The following is a 23442-nucleotide window of genomic DNA, read 5'->3' on the forward strand; positions in this document are numbered from 1 at the left end:
CGGCTACCAGATCGTGGAATGAGGTTGGCATGGGCGAAGGAACGACGTGGAAAGCACAGAAACAAGGAGGAAGGAATGAGGTTGGCATGGGCGAAGGAACGACGTGGAAAGCACAGAAACAAGGAGGAYGATTCTGCACTATCGGCTGAGCATAATCAATCGCTTAGCCGAAATATCGCGCCAGATCATCCCCGCTCCCCGAACCCGTTCCACAATCTCCGCGTCCCGTCGTCGGATACACCGCAAGGCGTTGCGGCGAGGCGGGATCGGCGCGGGGCGTGGGGGGGAGGACGCAAAACCTCAGGCACCGGGTTCGCAGAAAATGGTCTCCCTCCGGAGACGGCGGCTTTGCCGAGTTGAGCTCCGGACGTGCTTGTGCGGCACACCTGGTCCCCGGGGGAAGCGCAAGCGTCTCCCCCGGCGAAAATTGGGAGGGGAATGCAGAGAGACCGGAGTTGCGGGCATAAACCGCCGAACGGGGCGCTGGGAAGCGCCATATTTTTACTCAATCGCGGCAATTTCCAGCGCCCCGTGCGAGTGAGCAGGCATGGGGGGCGCTGGGAAGCGCCATATTTTGAGACCGGAGTTGCGGGCATAAACCGCCGAACGGGGCGCTGGGAAGCGCCATATTTTTACTCAATCGCGGCAATTTCCAGCGCCCCGTGCGAGTGAGCAGGCATGGCCAAACCACGCGTGATGAAGCCGCGTGACCGAGAAGCCGTGCCGTTCGTGCCGCCTGCGACTGCCACCTCCGACGCACCGCGGCTCAGTCGTTCCGCTATCGGTCCTTGCCGCGAAGCACCCCGACCAGGGCCCTCCCATCGGTAAAGTATGGATCGCCCCCACCGTTGCGGCCGGTTTTCGTCGCTCCGATGCCGGGGATCTCGTAGGTTGAGGAGAGCTGTCCTGCCTTGAGAAGGTCACCGATCGTCAAATCCCGCTCCGCATCGATATCCGGGCCGATGTGATGGGTGATCTGCCCTGTGTCGTGGCTGAATCCGACACCTCGGTCGAAGCTTGCCGACCCCAGCCACAGCGGGCGCCCGTCCGCACCGTCCTTGGGGGTCAACCAGAAACGCACATGGTTGCGCTCATCGGCGCTTTTGCCGACCGGCTTCTCAAATGCCAGATCCTGCTTGCGGCCCTCAAACAGCAGCGGGCTCACGGGTGCATCGAGGTCGGGCCGATCGAGCACGACGCTCAATCCGATTTCAGCCGAAGTCCGCAAGGTGATCTTGTCGGCGGGATCCCACCTCGCGGCCGCAAACGCCCGGATTACCTCTTCCTTCGAACCGACTAGGCCGACATTGATCGGATCTCCGGGAATATCCTGTTCGGTGGTCGTCACCATTTTGCCGAAGTCGGCAACGCGGCTGGCATCGCGAAGAATCCATATTTCGGGAACGATGAAATAGGCGGCAAGCAGATAGGCGACCAGCAGGATCACCAGCCCGCTTACTGCCATCCGCGTTTTTGTGCGATGTCTCATCCCCGTCCGTGTCGCCTCCTGCCCCCCATACGCTTATATCACACTGTCTCCCGGCGTAATCGTCCAAATTGCAACCGGACCCGGCGACGATCCGGTTCAGGCGGTCGTCGGCATCGGCGAGGGCGGCCGCCCTTGCCATTGTTGCCTGTTGCGCTTAGCTCTCAGCCGTCACGAATCCGGATATCGCATGCCGCACAAGGTCACCATTTCCCGCCTCAAGCTCGCCGATTTCCGCAACTATGCGGCCGCGGCATTGTCGCTCGATGGCCGGCATGTCGTGCTGACCGGCGACAATGGCGCCGGCAAGACCAATCTGATGGAAGCAGTCTCCTTCCTGTCACCCGGTCGCGGCATGCGGCGCGCTGCCTATGGGGACGTCACCCGCATCGGAGCGACCGCCTTCTCCGTCTTTGCCGAGCTCGACGGCATGGAGGGTGAAGTCGAGATCGGCACCGGGCTCGACACCACCGACGACACGGCCTCGCGCCGGCTGCGCATCAACGGCACGCCCGCAAGAACCGCCGACGAACTCACCGATCATCTGCGCCTGCTCTGGCTGACGCCTTCGATGGACGGACTGTTTACCGGCGGCTCGTCCGAGCGTCGTCGCTTTCTCGATCGGCTCGTCCTGTCGCTCGATCCCGCCCACGGCCGCCGTGCCGGCGACTTCGAGCGGGCCATGCGCAGCCGCAACAAGCTGCTCGACGAGCGCCGGTTCGATCCGTCCTGGCTCTCCGGCATTGAGCAGCAGATGGCGAGCCTTGGCATCGCCATGGCGCTGGCGCGCCAGGAAATGCTCGGGCTTCTGAGCCGCCTTATCGGGGAAACGCGCGAAACCTCGCCCTTTCCCTCGGCCTCGCTGGAGCTTGCCGGTTTCATGGACGGGCAGTTCGACCGCCCGGCCGTCGATCTCGAGGACGACTATACCGCGATGCTCGCGGAAAGCCGCTATCGCGACGCCGCTGCCGGGCGAACGCTCGACGGTCCGCACCGCGCCGATCTTCTGGTTCGCCATCGCGACAAGCAGATGGAAGCGGCGCGCTGTTCGACCGGCGAGCAGAAGGCGTTGCTGGTCGGCTTGATCCTTGCGCATGCCCGGCTCGTCGGCAATCTTACCGGCCACGCCCCGATCCTGCTGCTGGACGAGATCGCCGCCCATCTCGACGAAGGCCGCCGCGCCGCGCTGTTCGACCTCATCGATGCCTTGGGGGGCCAAGCCTTCATGACCGGAACGGACCGGGCGATGTTTTCCGCGCTCGGGGATCGGGCACAGTTCTTCACCATTGCCGATGGAAGGGTTTTCGAATGACGGATGTCGCTTTCCCCCTTGCCCGGGGCCATGGTAGCATCGGGTCCATGGAACCCTTGAGCCCTGAAGAAATCGCCAGATACCAGCGCCATATCCTGCTTCCTGAGATCGGCGGAGCGGGTCAGCAGAAGTTGAAGGCCTCGCGCGTGCTCGTCATCGGCGCCGGGGGTCTCGGCGCGCCGATCCTGCAGTATCTCGCGGCCGCCGGGGTCGGCACGCTCGGTATTGCAGATGACGACCTGGTCTCGCTTTCCAACCTGCAGCGTCAGGTCATCCATGATTCCGGCACCATCGGCGAACTGAAGACCGAAAGCGCTGCCTTTGCGATTGCGAGGCTCAATCCGCATGTGAAGGTGATCCGTTTCGAGGAACGGTTCACCGAAGAGTCGGCGAGGCGTCATCTTTCCGGCTTCGATCTGCTGGTTGACGGATCCGACAATTTCGACACGCGCTACACGGCGGCGGATGCCGCGGAAACCGCGCGGATCCCGCTTGTCACCGGCGCGGTCGGCCGCTTCGACGGATCGGTAACGGTCCTGAAGCCGTACGAGACCGGCACCGATGGCATCGAAAATCCCACCTACCGTGATCTTTTCCCGGAAAAGCCGCCCGCCGGCCTCATCCCGGTCTGCGCTGAAACCGGCGTCGTCGGCGCGCTGACCGGCGTCATCGGAACGTTGATGGCCATGGAGGCGATCAAGCTGGTGACCGGCACGGGCGAACCCCTCGTCGGCCGGCTGCTGCTCTATGACGCCTTGTCGGCCCGCTTCGATACGATCCGCTACAAGCGGCGGCGCCCGAGGCAGAGTCAGGCGTCATGAAAATCCGTCGCCTTGATGCTGACTTCGACCGTTGGCAGGAGCTTCTTTCACTGATTCTGTCCTCGTTCGCCTACATGAAGGATCGGATTGATCCGCCATCTTCGGCCCTTGAGCTGACGGCGGCCTCGCTTGCCGGGAAAGCGCAGGCGGAGATCGTCCATATCGCGCTCGAAGGCGAGGCGCTGGTCGGTTGCGTCTTCCTGCGGCCCGAGAGCAGTTGCCTCTATGTCGGCAAACTGGCGATCGCGCCCGACGCCCAGGGCAGGGGCATCGGGCGGCAACTTCTGTCTGTCGCGGAACAGACGGCGCGATCCCTCGCCCTGCCTGCCCTCAGGCTGGAAACGCGCATCGAGCTTGTCGAAAACCACGCAGTCTTTTCCCGGTGGGGCTTTTCGAAGACCGCGGAAAACGCGCATCCCGGCTTCGTCACGACGACATCGATCGAGATGCGCAAATCGCTCGCGGCTTGGAGCAGTTCCCGCAACGAAGCGGTTTTACGTCCGGAATTGCCTAAAACGGAACTGGTCTAGCGACCCGGCAGCACCCGGTTCGGGGGCCGGTGACCGTCGATGAAGGCGCGGATGTTGATGATCACCTTGTCGCCCATGTCGATGCGGCCTTCGATCGTCGCCGAACTCATATGCGGCAGCAGCACGACCTTGCCCTCGTTGGCGAGCTTGATCAGCTTCGGATTGACGGCCGGCTCGTTCTCGAAAACATCGAGGCCCGCGCCAGCCAGCCTGCCTTCCCTGAGACTCTTGATCAGCGCCGCCTCGTCGATCACGTCGCCGCGCGCCGTATTCACCAGGTAGGCCGTCGGCTGCAGCAGCGCGAGGCGGCGGGCCGACAGAAGGTGAAAGGTAGCCGGCGTCGAAGGGCAGTTCACCGAGACGATGTCGACCCGGGCGAGCATCTGGTCGAGGCTTTCCCAATAGGTCGCCTCGAGTTCGTCTTCCGTCGCCGGGCTCACCCGCTTGCGATTGTGATAGTGGATCGACAGCCCGAAGGCCTTGGCGCGCCGAGCAACCGCCGTGCCGATGCGGCCCATGCCGACGATGCCGATCCGCTTGCCGTGAATGCGGCGCCCCAGCATCCAGGTCGGCGACCATCCCGCCCATTCGCCGGGCTGGTCCGTCAGCACCCGCGCACCTTCGCCGAGCCGGCGCGGCACGGCGAGAATGAGCGCCATGGTCATGTCGGCGGTGTCTTCGGTCAGCACGTTCGGCGTGTTGGTGACGGTGATTCCCTTGCGGGCTGCCGCCTCGACATCGATGTGGTCGGTCCCGTTCGAAAAGCTGGCGATCAGCTTCAGCTGCGGCCCGGCTTGCTCGATCAGGGTGGCGTCGATGCGGTCGGTGACCGTGGGCACCAGCACGTCGGCCGATTGCATCGCCGCGATCAGTTCGGCCGCGGAGCGCGGCGTGTCATCGATGTTGAGTTCGGCATCGAAGAGCTCGCGCATGCGTGTCTCGACCGCATCCGGCAGCTTGCGCGTGATGTAGACCTTCGGTTTTTTCTTCGTCGTCATGTCCGCCGGAGCTGCCTTGTTCAGAGGTCCTTAACCAAGACGCGGGATAATTTCCCCGTTCCGGGCAATTTCTACCAGACCCGCGCGCGAAGACAAACAAAACTCGTTCAGCGTGCGGCCAAATCGAAGCCCGGACATCAGGCAGCAGAATGCCTTGAATACGAGCGAACGGAAGCCCCATGCGCAGCACAGTCCTGAAATCATGCCTCGCCATTGCGATCGGTTTCGTGCTTTCGGCGGGAACCGCCGAATTGAGTTTCGCCCAGGCGGCAAAAGGTCCGAGCGGCCTGCCATTGCCGCGCTTCGTCACGCTGAAGTCCAAGCGCGTCAACCTTCGCATCGGTCCGGGAACGGATTTTGCCGCATCCTGGATGTATCTGAAGGCAGGCCTGCCGGTGGAGATCATTCAGGAATACGACAACTGGCGGCAGATCCGCGATGCCGATGGCACCTCGGGATGGGTCAACCAGTCGCTGCTCTCCGGTTCCCGCGCCGCCATTGCCGCACCGTGGATGAAGGGCAAGGGAAAAGGCGTCTTCGTCAACATGCGGCGCGAGGCCCTGCCGTCGTCGACGGTGGTCGCCAAACTTGAGCCGGGCGTCATGATGAACATCGGCGAATGCAACGGCGACTGGTGCTTTGCCAAGACCGACGGCGCCGAAGGCTGGGTGGCGCAGTCGGAAGTCTGGGGTGCCTACCCGGGCGAAGCCTTCAAGTAAGGCTTGCCTGCTTCCCCGCCTCGGCCAGCGACCTCATGGGCCGCGGTCCGATCTGCTGGATGACGATGCCGGCGGCAAGGCAGCCGAGCTTGCCGCAATCTTCCAGCGTCCGGCCCTGTGTATAGCCGTAAAGGAAGCCCGCGGCGAACAGATCGCCTGCCCCTGTCGTATCGACCAGCTCCCTGATCTTGATCGCATCGACGTAGAAGCGCTCCGTCCCCTTGAGGATCACGGCACCGTCTTCGCTCATCGTCACAGCCGCGATCTTGCAGTCCTTCGCGATCCTGGTCAGGGCTTCCTCGAAATCGTCGGTTTCATAGAGCGCCAACGCTTCCTGGCGGTTGGCAAAGACGATGTCGACGGTACCCGATCGCATCAGATCCAGAAACTCGCCGCGGTAGCGATCGACGCAGAAGCTGTCCGAGAGCGTCATCGACATCTCGCGGCCGTTCTCGTGGGCGATGCGGGCGCAGTCGCGGATGGCTTCCTTGGCGCGTGGCGGATCCCAGAGGTATCCCTCGAAATATGTGACCTTGGACTGCGCCACGACGTCCGGCTCGACATCTTCCGGGCCAAGCTCGACGCAGGCGCCGAGATAGGTGTTCATCGAGCGTTCGCCGTCCTCGGTGACGAAGATCATGGAACGGGCGGTCGGCGGAAACGTGCCCTTCGCCTGGGTCTGGTAGTGAACGCCCTGCGCCCGGATGTCGTGCGCAAAGATCTCTCCAAGCTGATCCTCGGCCACCTTTCCAAAATAGGCTGCCTTGCCGCCGAAGCTCGCAATGCCTGCTGCCGTATTGCCGGCGCTGCCGCCGGATGCTTCAAGCGCCGGGCCCATATGGGCATAGAGAAGCTCCGCGCGCTCGGCGTCGATGAGATTCATCGCCGCTTTGGTGATCTTGTGGTCAATGAGGAACTGCTCGTCGCAACGCGCAATGATGTCCACGATGGCGTTGCCGACAGTCAGAACGTCAAATTTGGTCATGTAATGGGAGGTCCCGGTTTTTGATGGTGGCCGGTAGTCGGTCTTAGCGGATTTTCGCCGCATGGGAAGAAGAAATGCCGTCTCTGCCGCCCCTCCCTGCGCAAAAAATGCCGCGGCGACGTCACGCGCCTGTCATTTTCGATGATTATAAGCAGCGTCAACGAGATTGGCATGAGCGGCCTGCGGGCCGTAGCCAATACAGAAGGGAATGATACCCTTCGACGATACCGGAGCGACGCTGACCACGGATGAACTGGCAGCATCGCAGGCCGGTTATCCGGCAAGGTCGGATGCGGAAAAGCGGGCATGGCCCGCTTTTTTTTGTCGCTGGCACAAGACGTTGCGGCCATTCGCGTTTGTCACCGCCGACGATTTGCTGCTAGACCTTTGCCATCCGCATGCAAAGGCAGCACTTCCAGATGTCAGCCATCATTTTCGACGTCCTCCCCATCTTCGTGATGATTCTGATCGGCTGGCTGATCGTCAAGGCGGGACTGATGAAGGCGGAGATTGGCGACGCGCTCAGCGAATTCGTCTTCAAGATTGCCGTTCCCCTGCTGCTTTTCCGAACGATCGCGGAGGCCGATTTTCACGGGGCGTCGCCGTTTCGCCTGTGGATCGCCTATTTCTCCGGCGTCGCAGTGACCTGGTTTGCGGCTCATGTCGCGGCAACCCGGTTCTTCGGCCGGGACGATCGCATCGGTGTCCTCGCCGGCGTGTCGTCGGCTTTCGCCAACACCATCTTCATCGGCCTTCCGCTTGTGCAGCGCACCGTTGGTGACAAGGGACTTGTACCGCTTTCCATCCTGATCGCGGTCCATCTGCCTGTCATGATGATCGTCGGCACAATCCTGATGGAGCGCGCCGAGCACAAGATCGCGGGCGGACAGGAACGCAGTGTCGTGAGGTTGATCCGCCAGGTCGCCCAGAATCTCATCCGCAATCCGCTGGTGGTCGGCCTTGCGGGAGGCGCCGTCATGCATCTCCTGAGTCTCCGAATGCCGGGACCGGTGGAGATGATCGTCGATCAGATTGCCGGCGTGGCCGGTCCCGTCGCGCTCATTTCGCTGGGCATGGCGCTTCAGAAATATGGCATCTCAGGCAATGTCGGCATTGCCAGCGTTACATCCGCATTCAAGCTTCTGCTGCTTCCGGCTTGCGTCTGGACTGCCAGTCACCTGGTCGGGCTCGCCAACGACTGGACGGCGGCGCTGGTGCTGATTTCGTCCGTACCGACCGGCGTCAACGCCTGGCTCATTGCCAACCGCTTCGGCGTCGGACATAGCCTGGCAGCCTCGACGATAACGGTGACCACGGCACTCGGTGCCATCTCCGTATCCTTCTGGGCCTATCTGCTTGGCGCATAGCCAACGAAAAGCCCGGCTTGCGGCCGGGCTTCGATCGTCATCATTGTACTGCGAGCGTCACTGCGTCGCCGAATCGGGTGCGTTCGGATCCGGCAGCGGAACCGGCGAATCGGCCAGCGTGTGCAGGTACAGGATGACGTTGGCGCGATCGGTATCCTTCGGCAGACCGGCAAAGCCCATTGCCGTGCCGGCAACATACTTCTTGGGAGCGGCCAGGAAATGGTTCAGGTGGTCGAAGGTCCACTTCTCGCTGCCGCCCTTGGAGAAGTCCTTCATTGCGGAAGAATACGCGAAGCCTTCATGCGTTGCGATCGGGCGATCCACGGCACCGAAGAGGTTCGGTCCAACCTTGTTGGGCCCCCCCTTGGTGGCGTCATGACAGGCCTGACACTTCTTGAAGACGGTCTCGCCAGCCTTGGCGTCGGCCTTGGCAAGCAATTGTGCGATCGGAACAGCGGCAGCGGGTGCTGCTTCACCGCCGCCCGCGGCGGACGCCTCTTCGGCAACGATCGCGAAACCTTCCTTCTCCGGCTTCTCGGAATGAAAGATTCCTTCCGACGCGATGGAGACCGACATCAGAACGAAAACCGTTCCGAGCAGCGCCCCCACTGCCGTATTCACGTAAGAATTCATCTGCAATGCTCCCCTCGCAGCCGGCAGACATAAAACCGGACCATCTTGAAATCGCGCGGAACCTATGTCTTTTGGCTATTTGTTGCAACAGTCTAAATGGTCTACTGCGTGAGACTTTTTGACACTTTTCCGCCCGGAATTGAAGGCCCGAACAATGACCAGTCCAAATTTAGACAACGTGCTCGTCCTCATTCCGGCCCGCATGGCCTCGACCCGGCTCCCGGGCAAGCCGCTCGCCGACATCTGCGGCCTGCCGATGGTTGTCCAGGTCGCACTGAGGGCCAGGGACGCAGCTCTCGGACGGGTGGTCGTGGCAGTGGACGACCAGCAGGTCTTCGACGTAGTGTCGCAAGCCGGCTTCGAAGTCGTCATGACCAGCAAGGACCATCAGTCCGGTTCGGACCGGATCTACGAGGCGCTCCAGAAGGTGGATCCCCAGGGCCGCGCGAAGTTCATCGTCAACGTTCAGGGCGATCTGCCGACGATCGAGCCGGAAACGGTCCGCGCGGCGCTGCGTCCGCTGGAAGACGGGACGGTCGATATCGCCACGCTGACGATCGAAATCGAGGACGAAGCAGACAAGACCGCGCCCCAAATTGTAAAGGTCATCGGCTCGCCGCTCTCCGAGACCCGCCTGCGGGCGCTGTATTTCACCCGGGCGACGGCACCCTGGGGAAACGGCCCGCTCTACCACCATATCGGCCTCTATGCCTACCGCCGGGCGGCCCTCGAGCGTTTCGTCTCGCTCGGCCCGTCCGCTCTCGAAGTGCGCGAATCACTGGAGCAGCTGCGAGCCCTCGAGGCGGGCATGCGTATCGATGTCGAGATCGTTGACACGGTTCCACTCGGTGTCGATACTCCCGCCGACCTTGAAAAGGCGCGGCGCATTCTCTCCGCAAAATCGAACTGACGGATCTCCTATGAACATCGACACCAACAGGATCGCCTTCCAGGGCGACTTCGGCGCGAATTCGGACATGGCATGTCGCGACATGTTTCCGACCATGGAGCCGCTGCCCTGCCAGACGTTCGAGGATGCCTTCGTGGCCGTCGACAACGGCGAGGCCGACCTGGGCATGATCCCGATCGAGAATACCATTGCCGGCCGCGTCGCAGACATCCATCACCTGCTGCCCGAATCGCGCCTGCACATCATCGGCGAATATTTCATGCCGATCCGCTTCCAGCTGATGGTGCTGCCGGGCGTCACCAAGGACGAGATCCGCACCGTGCACAGCCATATCCATGCGCTTGGCCAGTGCCGCAAGATCGTTCGCGCCAATGGCTGGAAGGCCGTCGTCGCCGGCGACACGGCGGGCGCCGCAAAGCTCGTGCAGGAGACCGGCGACCGGACGATGGCGGCACTCGCACCGCGCCTCGCCGCAGACCTGTACGGCCTCGATATCGTCGCCGAGAACGTCGAGGATACGGAAAACAACGTCACCCGCTTCGTCGTCCTGTCACGGGACGAGGAATGGGCTCACCGGGATTCGGAGGAGGAGAAGCTGGTCACGACCTTTGTCTTCAACGTCAGGAATATCCCAGCCGCCCTCTACAAGGCGCTTGGCGGCTTTGCGACCAACGGCATCAACATGACGAAACTGGAGAGCTACCAGCTCGGCGGCAAATTTGTAGCCACGCAGTTCTATGCCGATATCGAAGGCCATCCGGACGATGCCAATGTCCGGCGCGCCCTGGAGGAGCTCCGGTTCTTCTCGGAAAAGGTGCGCATCCTGGGCGTCTACAAGGGGCACCCCATGCGTGGCCAGCTGCAGAAGTCATAAAAAAGGGCGCCAAGATCGGCGCCCTTTTTTCATGCGGCTTACTTGTCCGGCTCGCAGACGCGCAACCGGTGGCCGTCCGGATCAAGGACGACGAAGGTCGGACCGAAGTCCATGACGGTTAGATCCTGCGCAATGGGCAGCCGTCGCTGCCGCCAATCGTCATAGACCTCAGCCACGCCCCTTTCGCCGGGAACCATGAATGCGATTTCCGCCCGGCTCCCGATTGCGGAGGGCTGCGGCTCCACCTTGCTCAGGCGCCATAGCCCGAGCGTGAAGCCGCCGTCCAGCGCAAACGCCACGAAGTTTGGAGCGGCGGCCACAGGTTCGCGGCCAAGCAGGTTCTGGTAGAAGGCGGCGCTTTCCGCCGGATCCTTGACGTAGAGAATAATCAGGTTTGGGCTGTTCATATCGTGGTCCCTCGGTCTGTTGGAATGATTTGCACGCTTCTTCCGACCGACACTGCCAATTTATGGCAGTATCGTTCGGCGCTTGTCGGCTTTTTGAAGTGGTCCGTCGGCTGCGGGGGCTATTGCTCGCGGTGCGGGTTGCCGCAATCGGCAAACCCGAGGTCGCGCTTCATGTACACGGACATGGAGTCGAGATCGAGTTGCGGATAGCCAGTCCGGACCATTCTGCGGGACGCATCAAGCATCATGCGCAACATGAGGGACTGCGGCCCCGCATAGGTGGGAGCGTCCTCGACAACGCGGTTGTCGCACGTCGATTGGGAGATGTTTAGGCGTGCCATGATCGGTTCTCCTGTTTGGATTGATCCCGATAATAGCGCAGGCTGCTGTCAGTTTATGGCAGTAGCCTCTCGTGTTCGGACGAAATGTCCTGCTGGTCGCGCCATTCCTTCAGAAGCACCGCGCGCCGACGTGGATAGCGTACGTCCTGAGAGGCCATGTCAACGATACGGTCGGTGCGGAAATGGCGATAGTCCTTCCGCAGTTCGCACCAGGCCACCATCACGCGCACCCGCTCGAAATAGCTGAGCGCGAATGGCCAGACATTGCGGATGGACGCCCGCCCGCTCTCGTCCGTGTAGGTCAATTTGAGAACGCGCTCCGTTCGGATCGCCTTGCGAATGACCTCGAGATCGGCTTTTTCGGCGACCGGCGGGCGCAGGTGAACGAGAAGCGTCGAGGTTTCGATTTCGTCGCGCATGTCGCGCGGCAGAACGTCCGCAATCTTGGCCAATGCATCGGCTCCGGCCGCGGCAAGCCGCGGATCGGCAGCCCTTGCCACCCAGCGTGAGCCGAGGACCAGGGCCTCGATCTCATCCTGTGAAAACATCATCGGGGGCAGCATGAAGCCCGGCTTCAGCATGTAGCCAAGGCCTGCCTCGCCCTCGATCTGGGCGCCTTGTGCCTGAAGGCTCGCAATGTCCCGGTAGAGCGTGCGGATGCTCACGCCCGTTTCTCCAGCCAGGACGGCGCCGCTGACCGGACGGCGGTAACGGCGCAATGTCTGCAGCAATGTCAGCAGGCGTTCAGAGCGTGCCATGGCACGGGCCTATCTCTCTTTCCACTCTACCCAGTCACGCATCAGGCGATGGGCGATCGCTCCCTTGGGCGGCGGCGCCTGGCCGTTGGTGCCGGGGCGTTGGAGCATCTCGATTGTTTCCTCGCGCGAGAACCAGCGGCAGTCTTCCAGCTCCTGCTCGTCGCGCTTGATGTGGGTCGACTTTGCCTCGGCATAGCACCCGATCATCAGCGTGTGCGGCATCGGCCAGGGCTGCGAGGCATGGTAGCGGATGCGCGCCGTGTGAATGCCCGATTCCTCGAGCGTCTCGCGGCGAACGGCATTCTCAATCGTCTCCCCCGGCTCGACGAAGCCCGCGAGACAGGAATACATGCCCGGCGCGAAATGCGGGCTGCGGCCGAGCAGGCAGAGATCGCGCTCCTCGTCGATCGTCAGCATGATGACGACGGGATCGGTACGCGGAAAGATGGTGTGCTCGCAGGCGATGCAGACGCGCTTGTAGCCGCCGATATGGATGTCCATTGTCGAGCCGCAACGGCCGCAAAACCTGTTGTCCCGGTTCCAGCGAATGAGGCTGGCCCCCTGCGCGAATTCTCCGAGCAGAACGTCGTCGACCAGCATGTCGCGAAACAGCGATCGACCGTCGGCGGGCTTGTACTGGCTGGCAAGTTCCTCCTCGGAAACGCCGACCGGAACGGCAAGGCGCGGTTCGCCGGTCTTGCGGTAACCGAGCAGAATCGTCTCGTCCCAGTCAGGACGCAGATCCTTCAGCTCGTAGCGCGCAAACAGCGGATCGAGAACCTGACCGTCGTGCTTCAGCACCAGCTTGTCGCCGGTGAAGGCAAAGATATGTGTGCCTTCCTTGGCGAGCGCGTTGTCCACGGAGCTCTCGTTGCGGTGCTCGGAATCGCGGATGAGGTCATTGGCGGCAAATGCTGTCAGATTACTGGGTTCCGGATGTGGTACATCCGAATCGAAAAGCGAACGGCTCATGATGAAAGGGCTTCCCGCAACGTCTCTATCAATGCATCTCTCTTTGCGTCTTCGTAGGGTTCGGCTTTGCCGAATCCCCAGACGGGGCCCGGCCAATTGGCATCGCCTTCGAAGCGGGCAATGACATGAACATGAAGCTGGCGGACGACGTTGCCAAGAGCCCCGACGTTGATTTTTGTCGCGCCGGTAATCGTCTTGAGGGCTGAAGCGACCAGCTCGATCTCGAAAGTCAGGAGCACCTGATCAAGCGGCGTAGGCTCGAAGATTTCGGTGATATCGGCTCGTCGCGGGACGAGAATCAGCCAAGGCCAACGGGCATCCGCCGACAGCCTGAGGTCGCAGAGGCCGGTCTGCATGACACTCTTGCTGTCGTTTTGAAGCCGGGGGTCGAGCGTGAAGACGTCCAACAGGTATTCCTCCAGAGTTTTCCAAAGGCTAGCAGTTTTTTTTGTGCTTGGCTTGCTTTTGATGGCGATATTGCCGATATGTGCATCCGGGAGGTTGGTGGTGGACGAGCCACTCGCCAACCGGGTCAGGTCCGGAAGGAAGCAGCCCTAACGAGCCCGGCACGGGTCATCGTGCCAGCCTCCCACCCTTCTCTCCATCCTTGCCCGGTAAGTCCGGGCGCTAAGCAGGGCGATGAGCGACACCGAGCGACAATCAAAAGATGCCGCCTCGACGGGCACCGGATACCGGGTGCTGGCACGCAAATACCGCCCCAAGGATTTCACGGATCTGATGGTCGGCCAGGAGCCGATGGTCCAGACGTTGACCAACGCCTTCGAGACCGGCCGCATCGCCCAGGCCTATATGCTGACCGGCGTTCGCGGAGTCGGGAAAACGACGACGGCGCGTATTCTGGCGCGCGCCCTCAATTACAAGACATCTGAGATCGACAAGCCGACGATCGACCTTCGTATCCCCGGCGAACACTGCCAGGCGATCATGGAAGGCCGCCACGTCGATGTCATCGAGATGGACGCCGCCTCGCACACCGGTATCGACGATATCAGAGAGATCATCGAGCAGGTGCGCTACCGCCCGGTCTCGGCGCGCTACAAGGTCTACATCATCGACGAAGTGCACATGCTCTCGACACAGGCCTTCAACGGCTTGCTGAAGACGCTCGAGGAGCCTCCGGAGCATGTGAAGTTCATCTTTGCAACCACCGAAATCCGCAAGGTTCCGATTACGGTGTTGTCGCGTTGCCAGCGCTTCGACCTGCGCCGCATCAGCGCGTCCGATCTCGTCGGATTGTTCACCACGATCGCGTCCAAGGAAGGCATTGAGGCCGAACCGGACGCTCTGGCAATGATCGCTCGCGCAGCCGAAGGCTCGGCGCGCGACGGCCTCTCGTTGCTCGATCAGGCGATCGCCCATGGGGGCGGTGCAGTGCTGGCCGAAGCCGTGCGCGGGATGCTCGGCCTTGCCGATCGCGCCCGTATCGTCGATCTCTTCCATCACGTCGTCAAAGGCGATGTCGCGTCAGCGCTCGGCGAGTTCCAGAGCCAATACGAGGCTGGGGCGAACCCGGTTGCGGTTCTCACAGATCTTGCCGATTTCACGCATCTGGTGACACGGCTGAAATACGTGCCGGACGCGGCGAACGATCCTTCGCTGAGCGAGATCGAGCGCACCAAGGCAGCCGAATTCGCAACAGGTATTGCAGTGACGACGCTGTCGCGTATCTGGCAGATGCTGTTGAAGGGAATTCCGGAGGCGGAGGCTTCCTCGCGTCCCGCCGGTGCCGCCGAAATGGTGCTGATCCGGCTCGCCCATGCCGCGCATCTCCCTGCACCCGAAGATGCTGCGCGCCGCCTGGCCGACCTTTCCGAAAACAACGCAGGCGCCCGGCCGACGGTACCGTCGGGCAACGGCGGCGGCAATGGCACGACGGTAAACTATCAGGCAGGCGTTGCGGCCAGAGCAACCGATGCCACGCCGCGCCCTCAGCCCTCCGGCTCGACAGCGGTGCTGCGCTCCGTCCCCAATCCCGATCCGCAGGACATGCCCGTCGGCCGCGTCGAGACCAGGCCGACCGAGGTGCCGAAGCCGTTGGTTGCAGTCAATTCGATCGGCGACGTCGTCAATCTGGCTTCCGAAAAGCGCGATGCGAAGATCAAGGCGCTGGTGCGCACCTTCGTCCGCCCGGTCCGCGTCGAGCCGGGCCGCCTCGACGTGAACCTGACGGATGGCGCTCCGCCGACGCTGCTTAACGAACTGGCGGTCAAGCTCAGGGACTGGACCGGCATCCACTGGATCGTCAGCCTCAGCCGCGACCCGGGCCAGCCGACCATGGTCGAGGCGGAAGCCCGCGCCAAGGAACAGCAGGTGAGCGACGCGCGGCAGGATCCTGACGTCGCCGCGATCCTCGCACAGTTTCCCGGCGCAAGGATTATCGACGTGCGTGTGAGAGCGCCGGAGCCGGAGGAAGAGGACGTCCCGGCGCCCGCCGCCGCCGAATCCGAAGATGGCGACATCCTCCCCGGCGACGATCTAGAATTCTGAGTGACGAAGAAGGAGTAGGACGATGCGCGACATCATGGGCATGATGGGCAAAGTCAAGGAAATGCAGGCGAAGATGGAGAAGATGCAGGCGGAAATCGCCGAGCTCCACGCCGAAGGCAAGTCCGGCGGCGGTCTGGTGACCGTCATCCTCAACGGCAAGGGCGAAATGCAGAGCCTGAAGATCGATCCGTCGCTCTTCAAGGAGGAGGACGTCGAGATTCTCGAGGACCTGATCGTTGCCGCCCATAAGGACGCCAAGGACAAGGCGGAAGCTGCGGCTGCCGAGAAGACCAAGGCGCTGACCGCAGGCCTCCCGATCCCTCCCGGCTTCAAGATGCCGTTCTGATCCATTCGAAGAGGATTGAGAGGGATGTCGTTCAACGACATTCCCTCCGCTTTTCGCAATGGGAGGATTGCAGATGACGCTGACCACCTTGTTCGTCGTTGCCTGCGCGCTGTTCGTGGGCGCCGGCACTCCAGGTCCGAGCGTGGCCGCGCTCGTCGCCCGGGTGATCTCCAAGGGAGCGCGCGATGTGCTTCCGTTTCTCGCCGCCATGTGGCTCGGCGAAGCGATTTGGCTCACCAGCGCCGTTGCCGGTCTTGCCGCGATTGCCGAGACTTTTCACTACGCCTTCGTCGGTATAAAATGGCTGGGCGTTTGCTACCTTCTCTATCTTGCCTGGAAAATGTGGTTTGCCTCGCCGGGCGACAGTCATGAAACGCTGCCTGAGGCGCAATCTGCGCGGAAGCTTTTCTTCGCAGGCATGACGGTGACGCTCGGCAATCCGAAGATCATGATGTTCTACATGGCGCTGTTGCCGTCGATCATCGACATCGGTGCAGTAACGATCGCCGGCTGGGCCGAACTCGTCGCAACGATGCTGCTGGTGTTGGTTGCGATCGATTTCGGCTGGGCGCTGCTTGCTTCAAAGGCGAGAGCGTTCCTGAAGAGCCGGCGCGCTGTCCGCATCGCCAATCGCGTGAGCGCCGGCACGATGGCCGGTGCCGCCGTTGCCATCGCCATGCGCTAGTTCACGCAGCCGCGGGGGTATCAGCGCCCCCGCGCGAGCCGCAAAAGGTCTCTTCCTATCGGCTTCGGCGGCTCGCTGCGCAGCACGAGCGAGGTGGTCACGGCACCGTAGCGGGCAATGCTGTCGACGATGGTTTCAAGCTCCGAAGGAGTTGGGACCAGCACCTTCAAAACAAAGCAGTCCTCGCCCGTCAGCCGCAATACATCGATCACCTGCGGCATCTCCGAAAACTGCTTAAGGCAGGCACGGATATGCTCATGGGTCGTCCGCAACCGGATGACCGCCATCATGCCTAGGCCGAGTGCTGCGGCACTGACGCGAGCCCCGTAACCCTCTATGATCCCACGCTCCTCCAGCCGTTTCAGCCGCTCGGACGCCGCCGGTTGCGAGAGGCCGACCTTACGCCCCAGCTCCGAAACGGAAATGCGGCCGTCGGCCTGCATGATCTCGACGATCAGCATATCGGTGGGATCCAGCTGCCGCTCAATGAAATCAGACATTGACGTTCACCTTCAATCTATCGGCAGACGGCGTGGCTATCCGATGGTTTGCTATGTCGTTCGCCGACTATCTCATGCAGTTTGCGGCCGAGGCAACAGCAAAGGAAATGCGATGAAAGAGGTAATCATCATGCCGGGAATCGGCGGGTCGGGCGAGGAGCATTGGCAGTCGCGGTGGCAAAAAGCCGAGCCGCGAGCGCGCCGATTTGCACCCTCGAGTTGGGATCTGCCCATGCTGGACGATTGGATCGAAGCGCTTGATCGTGAGATGGCCAAATCGGCCGAACCGCCGCTCATCGTCGCCCATAGCCTCGCTTGCCTGCTGGTCGCATACTGGGCGCAGCGCACGAGCCATAGCGCGGCCGGTGCGTTTCTGGTTGCTGTTCCCGATCCTGCCTCGCCGGTTTTTCCAGTGGAGGCTGCAGGTTTCGGCCATCCTCCCACCCTTGCGCTGCCGTTTCCCTCAATGGTCGTTGCAAGCAGCAGCGATCCCTATGGTACTCTTGCCTATTCCTACGCCCTGGCAGCCCGATGGGGCAGTGCGTTCATCGATGCAGGTGCTCACGGCCACCTCAACGGCAGCAGCGGTCTCGGAGACTGGCCGGAGGGAAGGGCGGCGCTGGCGGCATTTGAAGCCGGTCTCGGCTAGAGCAATTCCAGCAAAAGTGCGTCGTGGTTCTGCGTCCGGAATTGCCTAGAATCAAAAAAGATAGAGCGTTTTTGCGTTTCGAAGAATAGCGGAAATACTCTAGCGCCGTGCTTCCAGAATGTTGCGCAGCTTGTAGTGGATCGGTGCGGCGAGATACCGGGCCAGGTCCTCGGCCGACAGCCGTTTGCCGAAGGTAGCGATCATCTCTGGTATCGTCACCCTTGCATCTTCGAACGGGCGAACCTCGACAGGCTCACCGGCGGTTGCCACGCCGCCATGGATGACGCGGCAATAGACACCGGGCCGCGCCGCGTGCGTATACCGCTTGACGAATTGGGCATCGCCCATTCTGGCGGCAAAGGTGGCGCAAGGGATGCGCGCCGCCGTCGCCTCGAGCACAAGATCGCCGGCTATGAATCTGTCGCCGACGGCAACTGCCCTGTTGTCGAGCCCTTCGATCACGAGATTCTCGCCGAAGGTGCCGGGGGCGACCGCGTATCCCAATTGCCCGGACCACCAGTCGAGGGTGATCGAGCCCTCGAGATAGACGGCCTGGTCTACCCCGCCATGATGTTTCCTGTTGCAGATCGCGTCGCCGACCAGCCCCTCCCGATCGACCATGACGCTGCCGCCGACCGCATGCTTGTTGATCCCGGTCTTGTAGCTCTTGCCCGACAGCCTCTCCGGATTGCCGATGCAGACGGCGAGGATTTTCATGCGATCCGGCGTCCTTGTCTGTTTCCGTTTTGCCCACATATGGGGTAATAACCGCTCATGGCAAAGCGAGTCACCGGCCCCGAAATTGAAAAACTCATCCAGCTTCTGGCTAAAGTGCCGGGCCTCGGCCCGCGCTCCGCGCGCCGCGCTGCCCTGCATCTGATCAAGAAGAAGGACCAGTTGCTGGGGCCGCTGTCGAATGCGATGGGCGAAGCCTACGACAAGGTCAAGATCTGCTCCTGCTGCGGCAACGTCGATACGGTCGACCCCTGCACAGTCTGCACCGACGAACGGCGCGACCGATCCGTCATCATCGTCGTCGAAGATGTCTCCGACCTCTGGGCGTTGGAGCGCGCTGCCGCCCTCAATGCCGCCTACCATGTTCTCGGTGGCACGCTTTCGCCACTCGATGGCGTCGGGCCGGATGACCTGAATATTCGCGGCCTGATCGAGCGGGTGAGTGCAGGCGGCATTCGGGAGCTGATCATCGCGGTCAACGCTACGGTCGAGGGCCAAACAACAGCACACTATATAACCGATCAGCTTGTCGGATTGGATGTGAAGATCACGCGGTTGGCGCATGGCGTGCCGGTGGGCGGCGAACTTGATTATCTCGACGAAGGCACGCTGACGGCGGCGCTCCGAGCACGGACTGCGATCTAGGGGGAAGCATGGGGAAGCGCATTTTCAGCCGCCTTTTCGTCGTGAGCGCGGCGTTTCTGACCCTCTCGTGTCTGCCTGTCCTGTCTGCGTCGAAGGCCGACGTCGAAGCGCAGTTCGAACGGTGGGTGCAAGCCGATCTCTGGCCTGAAGCGCGGAAGAACGGTATCTCCGAGAAGGCGTTTCAGGCGGCGTTCGCCGGCGTCGAGCTGAACTGGAGCCTGACCGACCTCGCTCCTCCCGGTTTTCCGCCACCGAAGCAGCAGAAACAGACGCAGGCCGAGTTTTCCTCGCCGGCACCTTATTTCAATGACGACCGCCTGAAGCGGCTGGCGGCGACAGGACGCGGCTTCGCCTCGCAATACGCCTCTACCCTCAAGAAGATCGAGAAGACTTATGGCGTGCCGAGTTCGGTCGTGCTTGCGATATGGGGGCGCGAGACGGGTTTCGGCGCGGCGAAAATTCCAAACTCGGCGATCGAGGTGTTGGCCACCAAGGCCTTCATGTCGACCCGCAAGGACATGTTCCGCACCGAACTGATCGCGGCACTTCACATCATAGATCGTGGCGATGTGACGCCTGCCGGCTTCAAGGGTTCGTCGGCAGGCGCGCTCGGCCAGCCGCAGTTCATGCCGACCAGCTACCTCAAATACGCCGTCGATTTCGACGGGGACGGGCATCGCAACATCTGGACGTCCGTTCCCGACACGCTGGCGTCGATCGCCAATTTCCTTGTCGACAAGGGTTGGCAGCGCGGTCGTGGCTGGGGTTACGAAGTGACGATTCCCGAGCAGGTGTCCTGCGCGCAGGAAGGCCCCGATCTCGCCAAGCCGATTTCGCACTGGGCGTCGTTGGGGATCGATCGCGTGACGGGCAAGGCCTTTCCGTCGGATGAAAAGACGGCAAGCGGCATGATGCTGGTTCCGGCCGGTCGCGACGGGCCGGAATTCATCGTCACTCCCAATTTCTACGTGATCAAGGAATACGACAACTCCGACCTCTACGCCCTCTACATCGGCAATCTCGCCGATCGGATCGCCAATGGCTCCGGCGCTTTCCAGGGGCCGTGGGGCGATGTTGGCAAGATGCTGCGCTCGGACGTCGCCACCATGCAGAAGGCGCTGGAGAAGAAAGGATACGATGTTGGCGGTACCGACGGTCTGCCCGGCTACAAGACACGCCGCTCGATCGGCCAATGGCAGGAAAAGGCCGGCATGAACCCTACCTGCTATCCCGAAGCGCCGATGATCGGCAAGCTGAAGTAGCTTACAGATTGCGCTTCAGGCCCTCGTGGCTCGCAACGAAGCCGAGTTGCTCGTAGAAGCGGATCGAATCCGGGCGCATCTTGTCGGAGGTAAGCTGCACCAACCTGCAGCCGCGCTCCGCGGATCGCTCGATTGCCCACTCGATGAAACGCGATCCTAGACCAGAGCCGCGGACGCTTCTTGCGATGCGCACGCTCTCGATCTGACCGCGCCACATTCCGGCCCGCGATAGGCCGGGAAGAAAGGTTAGTTGCAGACAGCCGACAACGCGATCGCCGTCGTCTGCGGCAACCGCCAGCAATTGGTTAGGATCGGCATCGATGGCGGAAAATGCCGCGATGTAGCGCGGATCCGGCGGATCGGACACGATCTCACGCGTCTTGCCGAGATTGTCATCGGCAAGCAGCTCGATGATGGCAGCGAGGTCGGAGCGCCGTGCGGCCCGGAAGCTATGCATTGATGTGCCTCAGTGATGCAGATCGATCGGCGCTTTGTAAAAGACGTCGTCGTTCGGCGGAATAGCCTGGCGTTCGATCAGGCGGTGTACGGATGGCGCAGCCTCGCCGCAGTGAAGGGCCCGCAGGCGATCGGTGTTTTCGGCATCCGCCTGGGTCCGGCGCTGGTTGTGCCTGATATATTCGACCCATGTGGGCGTATGGTAGGTTTCGGTCCAGCTGCCCGGTTTCTCCAGGTCGCGCATCAGCGCCCAGTTCCTGGCGCCGTCGCGGATGCGGATGCGCCGGCGCTCGCCCATCAGCATCAGGAATTCGGGAAGATCGTCGTCGCCGATTTCATAGTCGACCTGAACGACGATCGGCCCGCTGCGCGGCGTGATGTCGAGCCCGAGCGATGGCTCGGTAAAGCGGTTCAACGGATCGAGATTGAGCGATGCGAAAGCAGGCATGGAAAAGCGCAGCCCGACGACGATGCCCAATAGCATGACGACGGCGGAGAACAGGAGCGCATCGGCGACGCCGTAGCGATCGGCAGCAATGCCCCAGAGCCAGCTTCCGCCGGCAATACCGCCGAACGTGACGGTCTGGTAGAGCGACAGCGCCCTGCCGACCACCCAGCGGGGCGTCGAGAGCTGCACGATCGTGTTGAAAAGCGACAGCGCAAGCACCCAGCATGCGCCTGAAACGATCAGGCCGGCGCAGGTGAGCGCGGCGACTGGGCTCAAGGCGGCAACGATCGCGCTGAGCGCAAAGCCTGCAAAGGACAGGCGCACGATCGTCTCGCTTGTGAACTGCTCGCGCAGGCGCGCATTCAGCACCGCGCCGCCGATCGCGCCGATGCCGAAGGAGCCGAGCATCAGGCCATAGGTCAGCGGTCCGCCGGTGACGAGCTCGAGCGCCACGATCGGCAATAGTGCCAGAACGGAGCTTGCGCCGATGCCGAAGATAAAGCCGCGCAGCAGCACCTTCTGGAGATTGGGCGACATCGAGATGTAGCGAAGCCCGGCAAAGATGGCGCTGCCGAGGGCTTCGCGCGGCAACGTCGCGGCGGCAACGACGGGCTTCCACCGCAACAAGGCATAAATCAAGGCAAAGTAGCTCAGCGTGTTGACCGCAAATGCGGCTGCGGCACCGGCGGCGGCCACGATGACACCGCCGAGCGCCGGCCCAACGCTGCGGGTGATGTTGAATCCTACGCTGTTGAGCGTCACGGCTGCCGGCAGGTCTGTGCGAGGCACCATGTCCCCGACCGACGCTTGCCAGGACGGGTTGTTCAGCGCCGTGCCGCACCCGATCAGGAAGGTGAAGAAGAGCAGCAGCCAGGGTGAAAGCCAGCCGAGATAGGCACAGATGCTGAGAAGGGCGGATACCGCCAGCATGAAACATTGCGCCGCCAGCATCACCCGGCGTCGGTCGAAGCTGTCGGCAAGCGCACCGGACACGAGCGAAAACAGCATGATCGGCAGTGCGATCGACGTCTGCACCAGCGCAACCATGTCGCCTGAGGAGGTAATCGTCGTCATCATCCAGGCAGCACCCACGGCCTGGATGAGTCCGCCGAAGTTTGACGCGATGCTGGCAAACCAGATGGTTCGATAGGTCTCGTGCCGCAGGGGCGCCAATGTTGTGGAACTGTACGCCACGATCCCTCCCGTGCGATTGCCCTGCATCTTCCAAATCAATATATGTCGAATGATCATGCTGGCCACACATTCGCTCGCTCGGCCCAGGCTTGGCGATGGACCTTGCAATTTCGTAAAAACGGGCCTATATGGCTCTCAAATCTTGATCGTACTGATGAAGAGTGGGCCGCAAGGACCCGCTCTTTTTTATTACCGCGATCATCCGAAATGCATGAAATTGCTAGGAGCGCCCCGCTTGTCGGATCCGACGAACGTAGACAATCAACTTGAGCCGCGGCTGATCACTGAGACCGGGCTTGACCAGCGCCTTGCCGACATTATCGAACCTGTGCTTGTCGGCATGGGCTTCCGTTTGGTCCGTGTCCGCATGATGAACCAGAACGGCGCCACGCTGCAGATCATGGCCGAACGCAACGACGGAACGATGAACGTCGAAGGCTGCGAAGAAGTCTCGATGGCCATTTCTCCTGTTCTGGATGTGGAAGATCCGATCGATAAAGAGTATCATCTGGAAGTGTCCTCGCCCGGTATCGACCGTCCGATGGTGCGGAAATCCGATTTTGCCCGTTGGCAGGGACACCTTGTGAAGTGCGAAACGTCGATCATGATCGGCAATCGCAAACGCTTCCGTGGAAAGATTCTCGAGACGGATGCTGATGGTTTCACGCTTGAGCGTGACCAGGTTGCCGAAGGCGAAGACCAGAACGTCAAAATTCCTTTCACCGCGCTCAGCGATGCAAAGCTCATTCTGACCGACGATCTGATCCGCGATGCACTGCGCGCCGATAAGTTGGCGAAGGCAGAGGCCGCGAACCAGAACGAAACGGAAGACGAAGAATAGACCGATCAACTTGTGGCTCCAGGGACGGGAACCCCGGACGCCTAGACGGAGAGAAAAGAC

General features: G+C 61.9%; 27 protein-coding genes and 1 other RNA gene. 15 read left to right on the forward strand and 13 right to left on the reverse strand.

The window, feature by feature from the left end; translation table 11 throughout:
* Positions 1-778: 778 nt before the first annotated feature.
* Positions 779-1489: an LssY C-terminal domain-containing protein gene (locus tag ASC97_RS03580; protein ID WP_057467009.1), complete on the reverse strand. Its 711-nt coding sequence runs from the start codon at positions 1487-1489 to the stop codon at positions 779-781.
* Between the two features lie 187 nt (positions 1490-1676).
* On the opposite strand from ASC97_RS03580, the gene recF reads away from it, so the two are divergent.
* Genes recF through ASC97_RS03595 form a run of 3 tightly spaced genes read left to right on the forward strand, consistent with a single transcriptional unit; the run spans position 1677 to position 4149 of the window.
* On the forward strand, positions 1677-2798 hold the full coding sequence (recF, locus tag ASC97_RS03585; protein ID WP_057467010.1) for a DNA replication/repair protein RecF: 1122 nt from the start codon (positions 1677-1679) through the stop codon (positions 2796-2798).
* Entirely contained in the window at positions 2795-3619 is an 825-nt protein-coding gene (locus tag ASC97_RS03590; RefSeq protein ID WP_057467011.1) for a molybdopterin-synthase adenylyltransferase MoeB, read from the forward strand. The genes recF and ASC97_RS03590 overlap by 4 nt, the downstream gene beginning before the upstream one ends.
* A complete protein-coding gene (locus ASC97_RS03595; RefSeq protein ID WP_057467012.1) occupies positions 3616-4149 on the forward strand; it encodes a GNAT family N-acetyltransferase in 534 nt (177 codons plus the stop codon). Before ASC97_RS03590 ends, ASC97_RS03595 begins: the two co-directional genes overlap by 4 nt.
* Here the strand turns inward: ASC97_RS03595 and ASC97_RS03600 are convergent.
* On the reverse strand, positions 4146-5147 hold the full coding sequence (locus ASC97_RS03600) for a 2-hydroxyacid dehydrogenase (protein WP_057467013.1): 1002 nt from the start codon (positions 5145-5147) through the stop codon (positions 4146-4148). The genes ASC97_RS03595 and ASC97_RS03600 overlap by 4 nt on opposite strands.
* Positions 5148-5326: 179 nt before the next feature.
* Between ASC97_RS03600 and ASC97_RS03605 the strand changes: the two genes are divergently transcribed.
* Positions 5327-5866, forward strand: coding sequence for an SH3 domain-containing protein (locus tag ASC97_RS03605; RefSeq protein ID WP_057467014.1), 540 nt, complete (start codon positions 5327-5329; stop codon positions 5864-5866).
* Here ASC97_RS03605 and ASC97_RS03610 read toward each other — a convergent pair.
* A complete protein-coding gene (locus ASC97_RS03610; protein WP_057467015.1) occupies positions 5859-6851 on the reverse strand; it encodes an adenosine kinase in 993 nt (330 codons plus the stop codon). The two genes, ASC97_RS03605 and ASC97_RS03610, sit on opposite strands and share 8 nt — an antisense overlap.
* Positions 6852-7270: 419 nt before the next feature.
* On the opposite strand from ASC97_RS03610, the gene ASC97_RS03615 reads away from it, so the two are divergent.
* A complete protein-coding gene (locus ASC97_RS03615; protein ID WP_057467016.1) occupies positions 7271-8218 on the forward strand; it encodes an AEC family transporter in 948 nt (315 codons plus the stop codon).
* 57 nt (positions 8219-8275) lie between these two features.
* Here the strand turns inward: ASC97_RS03615 and ASC97_RS03620 are convergent, their stop codons facing one another.
* Positions 8276-8851 carry a c-type cytochrome gene (locus ASC97_RS03620; RefSeq protein ID WP_057467017.1) on the reverse strand — a complete coding sequence of 192 codons (576 nt, stop codon included), beginning with the start codon at positions 8849-8851 and terminating at the stop codon, positions 8276-8278.
* A 154-nt stretch (positions 8852-9005) separates the two neighbouring features.
* Here ASC97_RS03620 and ASC97_RS03625 point away from each other — a divergent pair, with 154 nt between their 5' ends.
* Entirely contained in the window at positions 9006-9761 is a 756-nt protein-coding gene (locus tag ASC97_RS03625; RefSeq protein ID WP_057467018.1) for a 3-deoxy-manno-octulosonate cytidylyltransferase, read from the forward strand.
* Positions 9762-9771: 10 nt separating this feature from the next.
* Complete coding sequence (locus tag ASC97_RS03630) at positions 9772-10635, forward strand: prephenate dehydratase (RefSeq protein ID WP_057467019.1); 864 nt, start codon at positions 9772-9774, stop codon at positions 10633-10635.
* Positions 10636-10673: 38 nt separating this feature from the next.
* On the opposite strand, the gene ASC97_RS03635 is transcribed toward ASC97_RS03630, so the two are convergent.
* The 5 genes from ASC97_RS03635 to ASC97_RS03655 all read right to left on the reverse strand — a co-directional run bounded on the left by ASC97_RS03635 (position 10674) and on the right by ASC97_RS03655 (position 13520).
* Positions 10674-11042 (reverse strand): VOC family protein, encoded by a 369-nt coding sequence (locus ASC97_RS03635; protein WP_057467020.1) that lies wholly within the window; start codon positions 11040-11042, stop codon positions 10674-10676.
* Positions 11043-11161: 119 nt separating this feature from the next.
* Positions 11162-11383, reverse strand: coding sequence for a hypothetical protein (locus ASC97_RS03640; protein WP_244481392.1), 222 nt, complete (start codon positions 11381-11383; stop codon positions 11162-11164).
* A gap of 53 nt (positions 11384-11436) precedes the next feature.
* Entirely contained in the window at positions 11437-12141 is a 705-nt protein-coding gene (locus tag ASC97_RS03645) for a helix-turn-helix transcriptional regulator (protein ID WP_057467022.1), read from the reverse strand.
* Positions 12142-12150: 9 nt separating this feature from the next.
* Positions 12151-13113 (reverse strand): NAD(+) diphosphatase, encoded by a 963-nt coding sequence (gene nudC / locus ASC97_RS03650; protein WP_057467023.1) that lies wholly within the window; start codon positions 13111-13113, stop codon positions 12151-12153.
* Positions 13110-13520, reverse strand: coding sequence for an HIT domain-containing protein (locus ASC97_RS03655; protein ID WP_057467024.1), 411 nt, complete (start codon positions 13518-13520; stop codon positions 13110-13112). The genes nudC and ASC97_RS03655 overlap by 4 nt, the downstream gene beginning before the upstream one ends.
* Positions 13521-13609: 89 nt before the next feature.
* Here ASC97_RS03655 and ffs point away from each other — a divergent pair.
* The 4 genes from ffs to ASC97_RS03670 all read left to right on the forward strand — a co-directional run bounded on the left by ffs (position 13610) and on the right by ASC97_RS03670 (position 16652).
* An RNA gene (ffs, locus tag ASC97_RS32530) (signal recognition particle sRNA small type) lies at positions 13610-13706 on the forward strand.
* A 46-nt stretch (positions 13707-13752) separates the two neighbouring features.
* Positions 13753-15621, forward strand: a complete 1869-nt coding sequence (locus tag ASC97_RS03660; RefSeq protein ID WP_057467025.1) for a DNA polymerase III subunit gamma/tau — start codon at positions 13753-13755, stop codon at positions 15619-15621.
* Between the two features lie 22 nt (positions 15622-15643).
* Positions 15644-15967 (forward strand): YbaB/EbfC family nucleoid-associated protein, encoded by a 324-nt coding sequence (locus tag ASC97_RS03665; protein ID WP_057467026.1) that lies wholly within the window; start codon positions 15644-15646, stop codon positions 15965-15967.
* Between the two features lie 73 nt (positions 15968-16040).
* On the forward strand, positions 16041-16652 hold the full coding sequence (locus ASC97_RS03670; RefSeq protein WP_057467027.1) for a LysE family translocator: 612 nt from the start codon (positions 16041-16043) through the stop codon (positions 16650-16652).
* Positions 16653-16672: 20 nt separating this feature from the next.
* On the opposite strand, the gene ASC97_RS03675 is transcribed toward ASC97_RS03670, so the two are convergent.
* Complete coding sequence (locus tag ASC97_RS03675) at positions 16673-17152, reverse strand: Lrp/AsnC family transcriptional regulator (RefSeq protein ID WP_057467028.1); 480 nt, start codon at positions 17150-17152, stop codon at positions 16673-16675.
* A 112-nt stretch (positions 17153-17264) separates the two neighbouring features.
* Between ASC97_RS03675 and ASC97_RS03680 the strand changes: the two genes are divergently transcribed.
* Positions 17265-17801, forward strand: coding sequence for an RBBP9/YdeN family alpha/beta hydrolase (locus ASC97_RS03680; protein ID WP_082529871.1), 537 nt, complete (start codon positions 17265-17267; stop codon positions 17799-17801).
* A gap of 99 nt (positions 17802-17900) precedes the next feature.
* On the opposite strand, the gene ASC97_RS03685 is transcribed toward ASC97_RS03680, so the two are convergent.
* Complete coding sequence (locus ASC97_RS03685) at positions 17901-18518, reverse strand: MOSC domain-containing protein (RefSeq protein ID WP_057467030.1); 618 nt, start codon at positions 18516-18518, stop codon at positions 17901-17903.
* 57 nt (positions 18519-18575) lie between these two features.
* Here ASC97_RS03685 and recR point away from each other — a divergent pair, with 57 nt between their 5' ends.
* Both recR and ASC97_RS03695 read left to right on the forward strand, forming a co-directional pair.
* Positions 18576-19181: a recombination mediator RecR gene (recR, locus tag ASC97_RS03690; RefSeq protein ID WP_057467031.1), complete on the forward strand. Its 606-nt coding sequence runs from the start codon at positions 18576-18578 to the stop codon at positions 19179-19181.
* Positions 19182-19189: 8 nt separating this feature from the next.
* Positions 19190-20443 carry a lytic murein transglycosylase gene (locus tag ASC97_RS03695; protein ID WP_057467032.1) on the forward strand — a complete coding sequence of 418 codons (1254 nt, stop codon included), beginning with the start codon at positions 19190-19192 and terminating at the stop codon, positions 20441-20443.
* Between the two features lies 1 nt (position 20444).
* Here the strand turns inward: ASC97_RS03695 and ASC97_RS03700 are convergent, their stop codons facing one another.
* Together ASC97_RS03700 and ASC97_RS03705 are read right to left on the reverse strand one after the other, a co-directional pair.
* Positions 20445-20900 (reverse strand): GNAT family N-acetyltransferase, encoded by a 456-nt coding sequence (locus ASC97_RS03700; RefSeq protein WP_057467033.1) that lies wholly within the window; start codon positions 20898-20900, stop codon positions 20445-20447.
* 9 nt (positions 20901-20909) lie between these two features.
* The gene (locus tag ASC97_RS03705; protein ID WP_200959435.1) at positions 20910-22568 is read right to left on the reverse strand and encodes an MFS transporter; all 1659 of its coding nucleotides are present in this window, start codon (positions 22566-22568) and stop codon (positions 20910-20912) included.
* A gap of 208 nt (positions 22569-22776) precedes the next feature.
* On the opposite strand from ASC97_RS03705, the gene rimP reads away from it, so the two are divergent.
* Positions 22777-23382 carry a ribosome maturation factor RimP gene (gene rimP / locus ASC97_RS03710; protein WP_057467034.1) on the forward strand — a complete coding sequence of 202 codons (606 nt, stop codon included), beginning with the start codon at positions 22777-22779 and terminating at the stop codon, positions 23380-23382.
* Positions 23383-23442: the final 60 nt, after the last annotated feature.

The organism is Rhizobium sp. Root1203 (assembly GCF_001424945.1).
Classification (GTDB): Bacteria; Pseudomonadota; Alphaproteobacteria; order Rhizobiales; family Rhizobiaceae; genus Rhizobium.